At 37.2% G+C, this 15,104-nt stretch carries 16 protein-coding genes and 1 tRNA gene; 7 read left to right on the forward strand and 10 right to left on the reverse strand.

The annotated features are described in order from the left end of the window. Positions 1-50: 50 nt before the first annotated feature. Genes L323_RS28330 through L323_RS28340 form a run of 3 tightly spaced genes read right to left on the reverse strand, consistent with a single transcriptional unit; the run spans position 51 to position 4,426 of the window. Positions 51-839: an SDR family NAD(P)-dependent oxidoreductase gene (locus L323_RS28330; RefSeq protein ID WP_020815017.1), complete on the reverse strand. Its 789-nt coding sequence runs from the start codon at positions 837-839 to the stop codon at positions 51-53. After that, positions 840-2,708 (reverse strand): ABC transporter ATP-binding protein, encoded by a 1,869-nt coding sequence (locus L323_RS28335; protein ID WP_020815018.1) that lies wholly within the window; start codon positions 2,706-2,708, stop codon positions 840-842. Continuing rightward, positions 2,708-4,426: an ABC transporter ATP-binding protein gene (locus L323_RS28340; protein WP_020815019.1), complete on the reverse strand. Its 1,719-nt coding sequence runs from the start codon at positions 4,424-4,426 to the stop codon at positions 2,708-2,710. Before L323_RS28340 ends, L323_RS28335 begins: the two co-directional genes overlap by 1 nt. Positions 4,427-4,618: 192 nt before the next feature. On the opposite strand from L323_RS28340, the gene L323_RS28345 reads away from it, so the two are divergent. The 4 genes from L323_RS28345 (at position 4,619) to L323_RS28360 (ending at position 7,841) form a co-directional block, all read left to right on the forward strand. Then, positions 4,619-5,164, forward strand: a complete 546-nt coding sequence (locus L323_RS28345; protein WP_020815020.1) for a DUF6512 family protein — start codon at positions 4,619-4,621, stop codon at positions 5,162-5,164. A 157-nt stretch (positions 5,165-5,321) separates the two neighbouring features. Beyond that, positions 5,322-6,161: a nucleoside phosphorylase gene (locus tag L323_RS28350; RefSeq protein WP_020815021.1), complete on the forward strand. Its 840-nt coding sequence runs from the start codon at positions 5,322-5,324 to the stop codon at positions 6,159-6,161. Continuing rightward, entirely contained in the window at positions 6,121-7,134 is a 1,014-nt protein-coding gene (locus L323_RS28355) for an SPL family radical SAM protein (RefSeq protein WP_020815022.1), read from the forward strand. The genes L323_RS28350 and L323_RS28355 overlap by 41 nt, the downstream gene beginning before the upstream one ends. Further along, positions 7,131-7,841, forward strand: coding sequence for an SDR family oxidoreductase (locus tag L323_RS28360; RefSeq protein WP_020815023.1), 711 nt, complete (start codon positions 7,131-7,133; stop codon positions 7,839-7,841). The genes L323_RS28355 and L323_RS28360 overlap by 4 nt, the downstream gene beginning before the upstream one ends. A gap of 26 nt (positions 7,842-7,867) precedes the next feature. On the opposite strand, the gene L323_RS28365 is transcribed toward L323_RS28360, so the two are convergent. The 4 genes from L323_RS28365 to L323_RS28380 all read right to left on the reverse strand — a co-directional run bounded on the left by L323_RS28365 (position 7,868) and on the right by L323_RS28380 (position 10,678). Beyond that, a complete protein-coding gene (locus L323_RS28365; RefSeq protein ID WP_020815024.1) occupies positions 7,868-8,632 on the reverse strand; it encodes an SDR family oxidoreductase in 765 nt (254 codons plus the stop codon). A gap of 149 nt (positions 8,633-8,781) precedes the next feature. After that, on the reverse strand, positions 8,782-8,970 hold the full coding sequence (gene dmpI, locus L323_RS28370; RefSeq protein ID WP_020815025.1) for a 4-oxalocrotonate tautomerase DmpI: 189 nt from the start codon (positions 8,968-8,970) through the stop codon (positions 8,782-8,784). 29 nt (positions 8,971-8,999) lie between these two features. Continuing rightward, a complete protein-coding gene (locus L323_RS28375; RefSeq protein WP_020815026.1) occupies positions 9,000-10,034 on the reverse strand; it encodes a threonine aldolase family protein in 1,035 nt (344 codons plus the stop codon). Positions 10,035-10,147: 113 nt separating this feature from the next. Then, a complete protein-coding gene (locus L323_RS28380) occupies positions 10,148-10,678 on the reverse strand; it encodes a flavodoxin domain-containing protein (protein ID WP_020815027.1) in 531 nt (176 codons plus the stop codon). Positions 10,679-10,862: 184 nt separating this feature from the next. Between L323_RS28380 and L323_RS28385 the strand changes: the two genes are divergently transcribed. Both L323_RS28385 and L323_RS28390 read left to right on the forward strand, forming a co-directional pair. After that, a tRNA-Lys gene (locus L323_RS28385) sits at positions 10,863-10,938 on the forward strand. A 123-nt stretch (positions 10,939-11,061) separates the two neighbouring features. Further along, positions 11,062-11,871, forward strand: coding sequence for a PrsW family intramembrane metalloprotease (locus L323_RS28390; RefSeq protein WP_020815028.1), 810 nt, complete (start codon positions 11,062-11,064; stop codon positions 11,869-11,871). Positions 11,872-11,899: 28 nt separating this feature from the next. Here the strand turns inward: L323_RS28390 and L323_RS28395 are convergent, their stop codons facing one another. The 3 genes from L323_RS28395 to L323_RS28405 all read right to left on the reverse strand — a co-directional run bounded on the left by L323_RS28395 (position 11,900) and on the right by L323_RS28405 (position 13,937). Further along, positions 11,900-12,247: a C-GCAxxG-C-C family (seleno)protein gene (locus L323_RS28395; protein ID WP_020815029.1), complete on the reverse strand. Its 348-nt coding sequence runs from the start codon at positions 12,245-12,247 to the stop codon at positions 11,900-11,902. Between the two features lie 29 nt (positions 12,248-12,276). Beyond that, positions 12,277-12,927 (reverse strand): 4Fe-4S binding protein, encoded by a 651-nt coding sequence (locus L323_RS28400; protein WP_020815030.1) that lies wholly within the window; start codon positions 12,925-12,927, stop codon positions 12,277-12,279. Between the two features lie 110 nt (positions 12,928-13,037). Next, positions 13,038-13,937 carry a LysR family transcriptional regulator gene (locus L323_RS28405; protein WP_020815031.1) on the reverse strand — a complete coding sequence of 300 codons (900 nt, stop codon included), beginning with the start codon at positions 13,935-13,937 and terminating at the stop codon, positions 13,038-13,040. A gap of 121 nt (positions 13,938-14,058) precedes the next feature. Here L323_RS28405 and L323_RS28410 point away from each other — a divergent pair, with 121 nt between their 5' ends. After that, positions 14,059-15,066, forward strand: a complete 1,008-nt coding sequence (locus L323_RS28410; protein WP_020815032.1) for a YeiH family protein — start codon at positions 14,059-14,061, stop codon at positions 15,064-15,066. Positions 15,067-15,104 lie beyond the last annotated feature (38 nt).

A 15,104-nucleotide genomic window follows, 5' to 3' on the forward strand; every position in this document is an offset into this window, starting at 1 on the left:
TTTATAATATTTGCATATAAAAAGTAAATATACTAAAAAATATAAAAGTGCTATATCAGCTTTCTCTTTTTAAAAGGTACACATAAAAATCTTGCAAAAGATTTTCTAGTAGTCAGCCACTCAATATGAGAATCATTTTTTGTATCTGAAAGCATTTTAGGTATAAAAAATTTTGCAACTGTTTCCGGTTTATCTCCCAAAGTGTTAAAAATAAATTTGAATTTGCTATCGTTTAACACGGGAGAATTTTCTCCATCAGGAGTTTTAGTCATAAAATCGGTAAGCATCATACCCGGAGACAGCCTTCCTGCTTTAACGGGAGTATCCTCCAGTTCCTTTGCCAGTGCACGGGTGAAATATGTCAGAGCTCTTTTGGATGTACCATAGAGAATAGTTTTGACTTGAATCATGTCATTTGAACCAAGGCCCTCCATATTATAAATCCTTCCTCCGCCCTGTGTCAGCATATTTTTTGCCGCAACCTGTGAGCCGTACACCATTCCTTTAATGTTTGTATCAATGAGTTTATCTACATAAGGTGCTTCTGTGTTATAAATAAATTCATGGGGACAATTCTGCCCTGCGTTATTTATCCAAATATCAATCCTGCCCCACTTTTGTGCAGATTGGATCCAAAGATTCTCTACATCACTTATACTATGAACATTACATGGTACATAAATGTATCTGTCTTTAAATTCTTTTAGCTCATTTGACATTGCCTCAGGAATAGTCTCGCCTCTCCCAGAAATAGTAACGTTGCACCCTGACTTCATAAATTCAATTGCCATACAACGTCCTATACCTCTGGTACTCCCTGTTATAATAATGTTTTTCATTCAGCATACACCTCCATTACAATTTTCGCCAAGTCCCATCTGATTTATTACCATTTTATAGTAAATACCTTTTCTATCCATAAGCTCTAAATGAGTTCCATGTTCCAGAATACAGCCATTCCCTATAACAAAAATCTTGTCAGCATCACGTATTGTTGAGAGTCTGTGAGCAATCAAAAAGCTTGTGTGGTTTGTCATAAGCTTAAGTAAAGCCAGTTGAATTTCTTTTTCTGTCTTAGTATCAACACTGCTTGTAGCTTCATCCAGAATAAGTATTGGAGCATTACATAAAACAGCTCTTGCTATTGCAATCAACTGCCGCTGTCCCTGGCTTAGATTATCGGAGCTTCCCGTAATATGTGTATTATACTTTTTGGGGAGCCTTGAAATAAACTCGTGGGCATGAGCCATTTTTGAAGCTTCCATAACTTCCTCATCTGTTGCTTCAGGTTTTGAATACCTTATATTGTCCATTATCGTACCCGTAAAAAGACAAGTATCCTGCAATACCACCGAAAAGCAACTTCTCAGATCTCTTCTTGAAATATCGGTAATATTGGTATCATCTATTAATATTTCCCCCTCATTGGTCTCATAAAATCTGGTTAGTAGGTTTACAATAGTAGTTTTTCCGGCTCCTGTCTCACCAACTAGTGCCACAACTTCTCCCGGTTGAACCTGAAAACTGATGTTATTGAGAACTTTTCGTGCCGCATTATATGCAAAGGACACATGTGTGAACTCAACTTTACCTTTAATATCAGAAAAGTCCTTTATATTCTTTTTGTCAGCTGCCTCCTCATCTTCATCCAGAATTTCAAAGACTCTTTCAGCTCCCGCCAAAGCTGACTGAATAGTGTTAAACATTCCTGCAATATTGTTCAAAGGCATACCGAATTGCTTTGAATACGTGAGAAAGCTGACTACAACACCGACAGTCAGTATTTTGTTTACTGTCAGCACTCCACCTGCACAGGCAATAAAAGTAAAGCTCAAATTGTTAATGACATTCATAAAGGGCATAAGGAAACCCGCCCAAATCTGAGCCTTGGTGGAATATTCGCAAAGTTTGCCATTAACCTCTTTAAACTCCTCCAGAACCTTCTGCTGACGGTTAAAGGATTTAACCATCTTTAGTCCAACAATGTTTTCTTCAATTACACCGTTAAGCACCCCAAGCATATTCTGCTGACTTTTAAAGTATATTCGGCTGTGCTGGGCTATTGTTTTTGTAAGTATAAAAACAAGTGGTATGGTTATTAGTGCAACAAGGGTTAAAACAGGGCTTAAATACAGCATCATTATAAACGAACCTGTTATTGAAAAAATGCTGGATATAAGCTGAGTAGTTGTCTGAGCTACAGTGCTGCTGATATTGTCAACATCGTTTGTTATTCTGCTCATAGTATCCCCGTGGGCTCTGGTATCATAAAAGTTCAAAGGAATCCTCTGGAGCTTTGAAAAGAAGTCTGTCCTTATGCTTTTTACAAGATTTTGAGTAACCCTTGCCATAAGAATACCATTTGACGTATCTATTATCCAACTCACAAGATAGCAGGCAATAAGTGCTGTAAGTATTATAGTTAATATATTTTTATCTACAGTTCCTGTTTTAATATTAAATGTATTTATTGCTTGTCCAATTAAAAAAGGTGTGATAAGTGACACCGAGGCTGAAATAATAGTAAGTACGGCTGCCACTAGCAGAGAACCTTTCCATTTGCCAAACATACTAATAAGCCTTATCATTGTACCTTTACTGTTTTTCGGCTTAGCCATAGGTTGAAATCTCTGATGAGGCGGCCCTCCCATTCTGCTCCCCAAGCCCGGCATATTTCCTATGTTTCCGGGTTTATTTGCACCCGCCATTATAAGTCGCCTCCAATCTGGGAATCGTAAATTTCCCTGTAGGTCTTGCAAGAACTCAATAAATCCTTGTGACTTCCAAAACCTGAATTTATCCCGTTGTCCATAACAAGGATTTTGTCAGCAGTCATTGCAGTACCGATTCTTTGAGTTATCATAATAATGGTTTTCTTATTCTCAGTGCTGCGTAAAGCTCGTCTTACCTTTGCCTCGGTAACAGCGTCAAGGGCACTGGTACAATCGTCCAGTATCATTATGGGGGATTCCTTTGCAAGTGCTCTTGCAATTGAAAGTCTTTGCTTCTGTCCTCCGGAAAGATTAACACCGTTCTGCCCAAGTATACTGTCATATCCCTCGGACATTTTTTGTATAAACTCGTCTGCCTGCGCTTGTTTTGCAGCCTTTAGCACCTTCTCACTATTTGTTTCCTGCATCCCCCATGCTATATTATCAAAAACTTTACCTGTGAAAAGCATACTTTTCTGAGGTGCCAGTGCAATATTATTTCTTACATAATTTGTATCAAGCTCTTTTATATCTTTACCATTAATATAAATACTTCCTTCCTGTACATCATAAAAATGAAGGCATAGCCATGCGATAGTTGATTTTCCCGAGCCTGTGGGGCCTATAACTGCAAGGGTCTCACCATCATTTACACTGAAAGACAGGTTTTTCAGGGCAGGAAGGCCGCTCCCGCCAGGATATGCAAAGGTAACGTTTTTAAACTCCAGACTGCCTTCACTGAAAACTGCCTGGTTATCGAAACCGGAAAAGTCTTCTTCACTTTCTAATATCTCTACAACCCTTTCAGTTGAAGCCTTTGTCCTTATAAAAGTATTGAAAATATTCGTTATCATAATCAATGAAGTTAATATCTGCATCATATAGTTTATAAAGGCTGCAACCTTTCCGACCTCTATATATCCTTTACCGAACAAAATGCTGCCCAGATAAATTATCAATGCAATGCCCGTGCTGATTGTCAATGACATGAGGGGAGAAAAATATGAAACTACCAATTGGGAGGAAACACTCTTTTGAAATAAGTCTGTATTGACTGCATCAAACTTTTTTTCTTCGTCGTTAAAACGTCCAAAAGCCTTCACCAGCCTTATTCCAAGGAGATATTCCTGTACTGTGGTATTTAACCTGTCTATTGCAGATTGGACTTTTGCAAAACGAGAATAGCTCATTTTCATACTGATTATAATAAGAATTGCAATTATGGTTATAGCACAAAACAGAACAGTACTCATGAACGGACTGAGAATAACAGCGAGTATTATACTGCCTATACATGTCAAGGGTGCTTTAAAGAAAATTCTCATCATACCGTTAACAAACTGCATAATCTGATTGGTATCATTTGTCATCCTTGTAATAAGGGAACCGCTTTCTATTTTATCAACACTTTCTTCCGAAAACTTCATTATTTTTGAAAACACGTCGTAACGCAGGTCAGCTCCAAATCTTTGTGAAACCTTGCTGGCAAGTATATTTCGGGTAGCCGCAAAACCAGCACCGCAAATGGTTATGATAAGCATTATCATTCCAAGCTTCAAAACCGAGTCCACCCTGCTGTTTTTAATTCCGTTATCTATTATACGTGACATAATAGCCGGCTGAAGTAAATCACAAAGTGCCTCAAAAAAAACACAGCTCACAGCTGTCAAAAACATAAACCTGTACTTTTTAAAATACTTTCGGTAAATATTCATAACCTACCTCCTGAAAGGCATTCAAACAAAATAAGCGAATAGTTAGTACCCTAATTGTTAGAACCCTAACATATTATATTAAATCCGTTCTGGTATGTCAATTATATGAAGCCCTATGAAAAAACAGATGTCATATTCCAGTTTTTGCCACCATAGATTTAATAGTGCAATAATAAGAAAGGTTGTGACATTATGAAAAAGCAAAGGTTTACTCATCCTGAAAAATGGATTTTAATTGGTATCCCGTTTGTATTCATAGTAGGTTCTATTTTTCACTTTTTGTATGATTGGTCAGGGCAAAAGGCTTTAGTAGGGTTGATTTCCCCGGTAAATGAAAGTGTGTGGGAACATGCAAAGCTGCTGCTGATCCCTACTATACTATGGTGGTTAGTTTATTATATTGCAAAACAAAAGAAATACGGAATAGATGCTAATCTATGGTTTACAGGATTATTAGTCTCCATTGTTTCTTCCATACTTTCAATGATGCTTTTTTACTACTTTTACACCCAGGCATTTGGAACACAATCACTTTATGTAGACATATTTATCTTTTTGCTGGCAAGTATCATCGGTCAGTGTCTGGGGCTTCATTTTTACAGATTTTCAGAGGGTTTGGGTGCAGGGTTTTCAATTTTACTTATTGGTCTCATCTGTGTATTATTTGTTTACTGGACTTTTCAGCCACCTCACCTTCCTCTTTTCTTTGACAAAGTTAATGGAAAATACGGAATATAGAGCATCTCTTATGGGAATAAAAGTGCTTGAACTATTTTCAGTTCAGGCACTTTTTATTGAAATTCAGATATTTCAGCACCTTTCCATTAAACTGTAAATTTGATATAATTTCCTTTATACTCATATTGAGCGATAACATAATAACGGGAGAATGCGTATGATATTTATTGTGACGGCACTAATGCTGGAAGCTGCCCCTATTATTGATTATTTCAAACTAAAAAAAGATATGTCAATACATCCCTACTCGGTCTACAAAGGTTCGGATATTGCTGTTATTGTAAGTGGTGTAGGGAAGCTGAAAAGTGCCATGGCATCAGTTTATTTATATAACGTGTACGGTACCGGGAAAAACGACATTTTAATAAATATCGGCTTTTGCGGTACAAACAGCCAAAGCTTTGATGCAGGAAGCCTACTTGTTGTAAACAAGGTTACCGACACGGATACAGGAAGAGACTATTATCCTGATGTATTTTTCGGTGACGGAATTCCCCAGATACCTGTTCAATGCTATCCAAAGGTTGTAAAAGCAACAGATTTAACTGAGCAAAAGGAAATATTCTGCGACATGGAATCTGTCGGTATCATGGAGGCTTCCAAAAAGTTTTTCTTTGCCCATAACGTCCGTGTACTTAAAATAATATCAGATTACCTGAAACCTCATAACCTGGACAAGGCAAAACTTAAAGGCTATATTGAAATGAACATGCCTATCCTCGATAATATAATAAAAGAAATGAGATGTTTGAATAAAGGTTTTAGTGAATTTCCTCCACAGGAAGAAAAGGATTCAATAGAAGCACTGTGCTTAAGCCTGCGATTTACCCAAGCAATGAAGCTGATTCTGTCCAAAGAAGTTAAAAGAGCCAAAATAAACGGTCTGGAGCCATTACCCTTATTTAAGCAATTCAATGGAATAAAGGCCAACTCTAAAGAGGAAGGAAAGAAATATTTTGAGGACATTATTACAAAAATCAGGCAAAAATCTGTTTAATTCAATATATATAGAAGAGCAAGCATATAATTATCCGGTTGTACGTATGGTTCTGGAGAAATACCCTGATATACCCGTAATTACTATACGCAATTACAAGGACGTATTCAACCGAGGAAATCAGTGTTTCCAGCTTCAGAAACACCGCCAATCCCTTATTTTGGCAGTGAAAAGCAGTCCGTTTCTGTATAAGGGCCCCGAAGTATGTCAGGATTTCGGATACTCCGATTTTTATTATACCTCTTTTCTTTTTAATTGTATTTTTGACTGTGAATATTGTTATCTGCAAGGAATGTATCCCTCTGCAAACGTAGTTGCCTTTGTTAACGTAGATGAATTCAAACAGGAAATAGAAAACACTTTGGGTGAAAAAAAAGCTTATTTGGCCGTCTCCTACGATACTGATCTTATTGGTTTTCATAATATAATTCCGTACTGGGATTTCTTGCAGGACTTTTTTACTCAATATTCCGACATTAACGTTGAAATACGCACCAAGAGCGCCAATGAAGTGTTTTACAATGAGTTTTTACCTGCTGAAAATATTGTGGTGGCCTTTAGTTTGGCCCCCCAAGAAATTATACAAAAATACGAAAGGCTCACGCCTCCTCTGTCCGCCCGGATAAAAGCTGTGAAAACCGCAATCTTTAAAGGCTTCAAAGTACGATTGTGTCTTGATCCGGTTATAATAAATTCCGGGAGCGAAAAACTGTACGAGCCATTTTTCAGAAATCTCTTCATGGAAATCAACCCGGATAAATTAAAGGACGTAGGTTACGGTTTTTTCAGAATGTCAAAGGATTTTTTCAAAAGAATAGAAAAACAAAAAAGTGATTCACAGCTTTATGCAGACCAGTACAGTATAACAGATAACATAGTGTCTTATCCCAACGAACTAAGGGAACAGATAATGACAAGACATTTGAGTATTTTAGAAGAATATTTGCCAAAGGAGAAGATATTTACATTATGAAAACAGCAATATTAACCGGAGCTTCAAAAGGAATCGGCTTGGCTATTGCAAAGAGACTCATTTCAATGGATTATAAAGTATACGGAATAGCCCGTTCCTTTCAAAATACAGAATACTCACATGAAAATTTTACCCGAATTAACTGTGATGTTCTGAACACAAATGAACTTCAAAGGATAATTAAACAAATCGAATCTGAAGAAACTGAAATCAACCTGTTAGTTAACAATGCAGGAGTAGGCTTTTTCGCTCCTCATGAGCAGCTGAAAATAAACGATATTCAGACCATGATACGTACAAACCTTGAAGCCCCTCTTATTTTATGCAAACTACTTTTAAGAGCTTTAAAAAAGAGTGAGGGAACTATAATTTCCATTTCATCGGTAACTGCTAAGAAAATAAGTACTCACGGCTGTGCCTATGCTTCTTCCAAAGCAGGACTTTCACACTTTTCATCAAGCCTTTTTGAGGAAGTAAGAAAATATGGTGTAAAAGTAGCTGTCATCCATCCTGACATTACCAGCAGCAATTTTTATGATAACCTTGATTTTACCTATGACAGTGATTCTGATGCTGTTTTGCTTGAAGAGCAGACCGCAGACGTAGTGGAATACATTTTGCGCTGTTCTGAAAACATGGTTGTAAACGATATAACCATTCGCCCCCAAAAAAACCGCATAAAAAGAAAACCACCTGCCAGTGAATAATCCGGCGGGTGGTATACTGTTTTGTATTATACTGCTGTCCAGCCTCCATCTACAAATACAGTTTGTCCTGTAACATAGCTGGAGGAATTGGCTGCAAGGAATATTAATGCACTGTCAAGCTCGCCCATATTGCCCACTCTTCCCATAGGACATCTGAAACTGACAAAATTATTAAACTCTTGATTGCTTAAAATATCTCCGGTCATTTCAGATTCAAAAAATCCCGGTCCAATAGCATTTACTGTAATCCCGTATTTTGCCCACTCAGCCGCCAATGCACGTGTGAGGTTTATGACTGCACCCTTTGATGCATGGTAACTGGAATTTTGAGTTGCGGTGTTGGCTATATGTCCAAACATAGAGGTTATATTAATTACTCTGCCATACTTATTTTCTATCATGTTTTTTCCTGCTTCTCTGGCAAACATGAATACTCCTGTCAGGTTAGTATTAAGTACCCGGTTCCATTGTTCAGTCGTATGGTTTTCAGCAGGAACAACTTCCGCTACACCTGCATTGTTAACCAGAATGTCAATCTTGCCCATCTTTTCAATTATAGCACCAACAGTTTCCTTAACTTCCTGTTCATTTGTAACATCACATTTGAAGGCAAAACATTTTCTTCCCATTTTCTTTATTTCTTCAGACACATCATTAAGCTTTTCAAGCCTTCTTGCCACTATTGCCAAATCCGCCCCTTGTCTTGCCAGAGCCTTTGCAAATTGTACACCCAAACCTGATGACGCACCTGTAACTACTGCAACTTTTCCGGTTAAATCAAATAAATCCATACAATACACCTCTTTCTTGTTTCTATTTATAATTTATTTATATCCTTTTTTTATTAATATAAACAAAAAAGAAGAAGCTTAAAAAAATAGAGTATCACCAGCTACTTTTTAGTAGTTCTGTGACACCCCATTCTTAACGGTTCCCGAGATTACTTGTGTAAATCTGATAATAGCTTTGTACCGTTTCCTATATTATCCATTTCATTTTCACGGATTAGTGTAACAAAAGCCTGCTCAGGTATGTTCAATGTTTCACTTGCTTTTGAAACCAATTCCTTAACAAGAGTAGCTTTCTGCTCCTTTGACATTTTACCTGCTTCTATAGTAATTACCGGCATTTAAAAAACCTCCTTTCCTTGAGCATATTTTAACCTTTTTCTATTTCTGCAATCAATTTTTGTACAGCCCCGGAACTTGTTGCCCAGCTTGTGCAGAATCTTACGGCACTGGTATTTTCATCTATTTTCTGCCAGTATGAATATTCAAAATTTTCCTTTAGTCTTTTTAAAACATTGTTTGGTAATATCGGGAACTGCTGATTTGTAGTTGACGATATTAAAAAACTGTAACCTTTTTTTAAAATAGCCTCTTTTATTAGCATCGCCATTTTGTTAGCATGGGTAGCCATCTCGAAATACAAATCATTTTCCATCAGTGAAATAAACTGTAATCCAAGTAGTCTGCCTTTTGCAAGCATTCCGCCCTTTTGTTTTATAATGTATCTCAAATCCTTTTTTAATTCATTATTACAAACAACCAATGCTTCTCCGAAAAGGGCACCTAACTTGGTACCTCCAATATAGAAAGCATCACAGAACTGCGCTATAGTCGGCAAATCAAGGTCATTGTCCTCTGCACATAACCCATATCCAAGTCTTGCACCGTCCAAGTACAGAATAAGACCGTTTTCCTTGCATACCCTGCTTAATTCAGCGATCTCTTTCTTAGTATATATAGTACCGATTTCTGTAGGGTTTGAAATATACACCATCTTCGGCTGAACCGTATGTTCAGGACTCTCATCAGAGTAATGGGCCTTTACGGTTTTTTCAACCTGTTCTGCGGTCAGCTTACCATCACTGCTTGGCAGTTCAATTACCTTATGCCCCGTAGCTTCAATTGCACCTGTTTCATGAGTACTTATATGTCCGGAAACAGCAGCAATGGCTCCCTGATGGGGCCTTAGAGCTGCTGAAATAACTGTCAGGTTTGTCTGAGTTCCGCCAACCAAAAAATGTACTTCTGCATCCTGGCGCTGAATTTTATCTTTAATAATTCCAGCTGCCTTTCTGCAGTAAGGGTCCATTCCATAACCTACTGTCTGCTCCATATTTGTCTGTAAAAGTTTCTCCAATACTTTAGGGTGTGCGCCCTCGCTGTAATCACAATTAAATCGTATCATTTCCTTCTAATCCGCCGATATGCCGGCTATCCCCCTCTTTTTGTAAACAAATTTAAGATTATTTGTTTATCATAAAGTATTCCGGTAAAGTAATCAAGCTATTCTTATAGAAATCATTTTGCTTTCACATACAATATCAAGTCTTCTATATTCTTTTTCCTGGTGAAATCAATTGGTTTGTCGTAGGCTGCAAGCATACCTTTTTCATCAGGAACCAATTTATTTTTATTCTTTGACTTGATTTTCAACTTCAACAAATTCATAAGTACTTTGTCAATAAGTTTAAGCCGGGTATAATCAAAACCGCCTCTCAGGTAAAAGAAGCGTATACTCTGTTGCTGTTCCTCTGTAAAGTTGGAATCTCTCACCTTTTCAATATCCTCATTTCTTGGTGGCGTTGCTCCTGTAGCAAAAACCACAAGTTTTTTATCTTTGAGTTTATCAAAGTTCTTTGTTATAGTTTTAAGTCCATTTATACCAATTGCATAAAGTCCGCCACCGTATATAATTGTGTCGTAGAGCATTAACATTTTAATATCTATTTTTGAGGCTTCGTAAATATCCGCCTGAAGCTCCTCTGCTATCCATTGTGCATATTTTTTAGCAAAACCCGATTTGGATTTGTAAACTACTACTGCTTTCACAGACTTCCCCCCTCCGATACCATCTATTATGAATTATACTTCAAAAATTATAAGTAGTCTGCCACATATTAGCATTTTAAATAAAATATTTTTCCATAATTATTGAAAATGTATTGACAATATTGTTTTTTGCTTTTATAATAAAAAGCGCTCTGTGAAACAAAGCACTTATAAAAAAATATTTGCGCCATTAGCTCAGTTGGTAGAGCACCTGACTCTTAATCAGGGTGTCCCCGGTTCGACCCCGTGATGGCGCACCAAAAACCTCTTACATAAAAGTAAGAGGTTTTTTTCTATAACTCAATCTGAAGTTTTTTCCAAGGATTTATATTAAATAAATTGTAATCATAATAATAAATAAACTTTCAGGTGTGATATATAATATGACTCAAACAAAACGCAGATACTGGCTCCGTGTTCTTTTTGTGGGATTTATAGTTTATGCAGCTACTATTCTTGCTTTTATGTTAACAGGTAACATCAATCTGTTTCCCAGTATAGTACTTATAGGAAACTTTTTGGTACCTGTGGCTTTTGTCACCTTTTTCTATGAAAAAAGGGAATGGTTCAGCGTTAATATGTCTGCTACTGCCATGTGCTTTTTCTTTGGTGGAGCTTTAGGTACAATCGCCGCTTCACTGCTTGAGCCTGTTTTTATCAGTGAACTAACATTTACAACGGCTTTTGCAGTCGGTATTATTGAAGAATTCACTAAACTTATCGGTGTCTTTCTTATTGCAAGACATAGACGCTATAATTCAATGTTGGACGGGATTATTCTAGGTTCCGCAGCCGGAATGGGTTTTGCAGCCTTTGAAAGTACCGGGTATGCATTTTCTACGTTTCTGCAAAGCGGTGGAAGCCTGACACACACTGTTTTTATTACTCTCCTGCGTGGAATAACTTCCCCGGTAGGTCATGGAACCTGGACTGCCATACTCTCCAGCGTTCTTCTGAGAGAAAGTGTACAAGGAAAATTTTTTATCAATGGTAAAGTTATTAAATCATATATTACGGTAGTAGTTTTACATGGTTTATGGGATGGTCTTCCATTGGTTATAAGATACCTTTTTCCTTGGACATATTCAGTCATTACCGGGCAGATATTATTAGGCCTCACGGGCCTTTATATTCTATACAACCGCTGGCGTGAATCAAAATTGGAATTTAGTGAAAAAAGACTTGATTCTTAATTTTAAGAATCAAGTCTTTTACATCATTTCAGTCAAGTTTTTCCAGAAATTCAGAACTTTTTTCAACACAGCCCACACATGAAAGTTTTTTTAACCCCTTTATGTTGCTGCACTGCAAGGCTCCAGCATTTTCAAGAAAATAGTTTTCCAGTTCTGCAACCTTTTCCTCATCGTAATTACTTAAAATATACTTCACAGCATAGTAAGCTCCGCAAAGGCCGTCAGGAGCCCTGCCCCCTCCATAGTTTCTAAAGCGCTCCACCAAATCATCTTCTATATTGTATTTCTCCTTGAAAGCACTGAGTACTGCTTGTGCACAATTCATTCTACTGCCGTTTGCGCCTATATAATTATTTTTAGCTTTAATAGCGGACATATCATAACCTCCTTTGTTTATTAACTTATTTATATTTCAAGTGCGTCTTTCGGGCACTTTATTACACATTCACCGCATTTCAGACAGTCAGGGTGAGTAACCTCTCCCTTGCTCTTGAAATTAAGTACATCTATTTCCATGGGGCAGGATTTTATACAAAGCTTGCAGCTAACACATCTTTGCTTATCAAAAGTCACATTTTTACCTTTTGAACCAATGCCAGCCTGAGTAACCCAAGAAGCCATTGTACCCATTGGACAAATAACACACCATGCTCTATGACTGTAAATAGCTCCCAGGATTATAGATAATCCCGTAGTTATTAATATCATTCTGACAAACACCTGTCCAACCTGTACAATATTACCCCATGCAAATGATAACTGCACCGCAAAAGCTCCCATTAGTACCACTACAAAAAGTAATCTGAACCACTTGTTTTTCATAAGCCGGGGAATTTTTCTATTACGGCTTATTTTAGAAATCAGTATATCATTAAAACTTCCTCTGGGGCAGAAATTGCCACACCACATTCTTCCACTGAAGATGGATACCGCTACAGGAGCCAGCATACATATTACAGCGGCAATACCTACCTTCGGATATATCAGACCCGCAATACAGAAGAAAATAAGCATCAACCATACCCATTTGTGTACAAAACTTTTTATTGTGTTCATCTTTTACTCCTTATATAAATTTTGTGCACCTCGAGGATATACTGATTATATTAAAATACTTAACCATTGTCAATCCATATATTTAAATATTACGATATATTAATATAGTTTTATTTGATTATATCTCCAAAATTCATAATGTATTCCATGAATTCCTGTATAAATGAATTCTGACTCATATCCATATATATAAAATTGAATTCCCTCATTATTTTTATTCCTTGGATGGGTAATACAACCAGTGATCCATCTCTCACTTCTTTTTCAACTGCTTCCATTGAAACAACCGTATATCCCAGATTGGCCTGAACCAGTGATTTAATTGCGCCTATACTTCCAACCTCCATGTAAACCTTTAAATCAGTAAGGCTAAGACCTATGTCTGACATTTTGTTTTCAAATACCATTCTTGTTCCGCTGCCCTTTTCTCTCAAAATGAGCTTTCCGCCATATGCAACATCTTCAAGACGCACTTCTCCCTTACTTGCAAAACTGCTCGCAGGGGAAACCACCAGTACCAGCTCATCATCTCTCATTTTTTTATATTTGAATCTGTTTTTGTCAAAAGGCCCTTCAACTATACTCAAATCAAGTTCCCCGCTGGAAAGCCTTTTCAAATTTTCATCGGTATTGTGAACGTGAACTATAACATCAATGTTTTCGTGGTGTCTTTTATACTGTCCCAGCATATCGGGAAGTACAAATTCGCCGATTGTGAGAGTTGTTCCCACGTTGTATCGCTTATTAAGTGCCGATTTGTTTTTCAGGGTTCTTTCTATAAACAAAGAATTGGCCTCAATCTCTTTTGCATATTTAAAAAGAAGCTCGCCTTCCTCTGTCAGGTATATCTGTCTCCCTACTCTTTTAAACAATTTAACCTTATAGTGTTCCTCAAGCTGCTTGATATGCTGTGTAACTGCCGGCTGTGTTAAATTAAGCATTTCAGCGGCTTTGGTAAAGCTGTTCAGTTTAGCCGCCCAAATAAAAGTAGTTATTTTAGGGTCTATCATATATAACCTCCGTACACTAACAATCTATAAAAAATTCTTATTGATATATAATAAATCATAATTTGTATTTATGCATATGTAATATTAAAATAAACATATCAAAAATTCGGAGGAATTAATTATGGTATGGATAAGAAAAAATACTGCCGGAATACTACTGGCGTTGGTCATAGCACTTGCCGCGACATGGCTTGGAGGCATATTCCCAATTATAGGAGGTCCGGTTTTCGGAATACTGCTGGGTATAATAATTAACAACACAATGGGAAAACCTGCATGGTCTGTCAGCGGTGTTAAATTTACGTCAAAAAAAGTTCTTCAGTATGCTATTATTTTGCTTGGAACGGGTTTGAGTCTCACACAGGTATGGAAAACAGGGCTTGAATCCTTATATGTAATGTTGTTTACCCTTTCATTTGCTTTTATTTCGGCCTATGGCTTCGGTAAACTTCTTAAGGTACCTTTTAATCTTACAAGTCTTATAGGAGTCGGAACAGCCATTTGCGGTGGTTCAGCCATAGCTGCGGTATCTCCCATAATAGAAGCCGAAGAAAAGGAAGTTGCATATTCGATATCAACTATTTTTTTCTTTAATATTTTAGCAGTCTTAATCTTTCCTCCACTTGGGCATTTATTAGGCTTTTCCGATACAGCCTTTGGTTTGTGGGCCGGAACTGCGATAAATGATACTTCTTCCGTTGTAGCGGCAGGTTATGCTTACAGCAATGCAGCGGGAGCATATGCAACAATTGTAAAGTTGACACGTACTACAATGATTATACCAATATCATTGATTTATGCAGCAGTTACAATAATTAGAAAAAGAAGAGTTTCAAAACAGGATGATACGGTTTCATACAGCTTCAAGCGTATTTTCCCATGGTTTATCGCCGGATTTCTCGCTGCATCACTATTAAACACACTTGGCATATTCAACAGTTCGGCAGTTTCATTTCTTTCAGGTACGGGTAAGTTTTTTATAGTTATGGCTTTATCAGCCGTAGGACTAAATGCAAATTTTAAGGAAATGCTAAAAACCGGTTTTAAACCACTTCTGTTGGGGTTACTGGTATGGTTCACGGTAACAGCCGTCAGTATTGGGGTTCAGTTTATGACGGGTCAGATATAAGTTTAATAAGGCAAATAAAGCATAATAACAAAGGAAAG

Origin of the sequence: Ruminiclostridium papyrosolvens C7 (assembly GCF_000421965.1) — a bacterium.
Classification (GTDB): Bacteria; Bacillota; Clostridia; order Acetivibrionales; family DSM-1351; genus Ruminiclostridium; species Ruminiclostridium papyrosolvens_A.

Bases quoted from the DNA above. Each gene is read 5' to 3' on its own strand.
- L323_RS28395 (WP_020815029.1), bottom strand. From the start codon at position 12,247: ATGTCCGCTATTAAAGCTAAAAATAATTATATAGGCGCAAACGGCAGT.
- L323_RS28330 (WP_020815017.1), bottom strand. From the start codon at position 839: ATGAAAAACATTATTATAACAGGGAGTACCAGAGGTATAGGACGTTGT.
- L323_RS28410 (WP_020815032.1), top strand. From the start codon at position 14,059: ATGGTATGGATAAGAAAAAATACTGCCGGAATACTACTGGCGTTGGTC.
- L323_RS28390 (WP_020815028.1), top strand. From the start codon at position 11,062: ATGACTCAAACAAAACGCAGATACTGGCTCCGTGTTCTTTTTGTGGGA.
- L323_RS28335 (WP_020815018.1), bottom strand. From the start codon at position 2,708: ATGGCGGGTGCAAATAAACCCGGAAACATAGGAAATATGCCGGGCTTG.
- L323_RS28360 (WP_020815023.1), top strand. From the start codon at position 7,131: ATGAAAACAGCAATATTAACCGGAGCTTCAAAAGGAATCGGCTTGGCT.
- L323_RS28400 (WP_020815030.1), bottom strand. From the start codon at position 12,927: ATGAACACAATAAAAAGTTTTGTACACAAATGGGTATGGTTGATGCTT.
- L323_RS28405 (WP_020815031.1), bottom strand. From the start codon at position 13,937: ATGATAGACCCTAAAATAACTACTTTTATTTGGGCGGCTAAACTGAAC.
- L323_RS28340 (WP_020815019.1), bottom strand. From the start codon at position 4,426: ATGAATATTTACCGAAAGTATTTTAAAAAGTACAGGTTTATGTTTTTG.
- L323_RS28345 (WP_020815020.1), top strand. From the start codon at position 4,619: ATGAAAAAGCAAAGGTTTACTCATCCTGAAAAATGGATTTTAATTGGT.
- dmpI (WP_020815025.1), bottom strand. From the start codon at position 8,970: ATGCCGGTAATTACTATAGAAGCAGGTAAAATGTCAAAGGAGCAGAAA.
- L323_RS28375 (WP_020815026.1), bottom strand. From the start codon at position 10,034: ATGATACGATTTAATTGTGATTACAGCGAGGGCGCACACCCTAAAGTA.
- L323_RS28365 (WP_020815024.1), bottom strand. From the start codon at position 8,632: ATGGATTTATTTGATTTAACCGGAAAAGTTGCAGTAGTTACAGGTGCG.
- L323_RS28350 (WP_020815021.1), top strand. From the start codon at position 5,322: ATGATATTTATTGTGACGGCACTAATGCTGGAAGCTGCCCCTATTATT.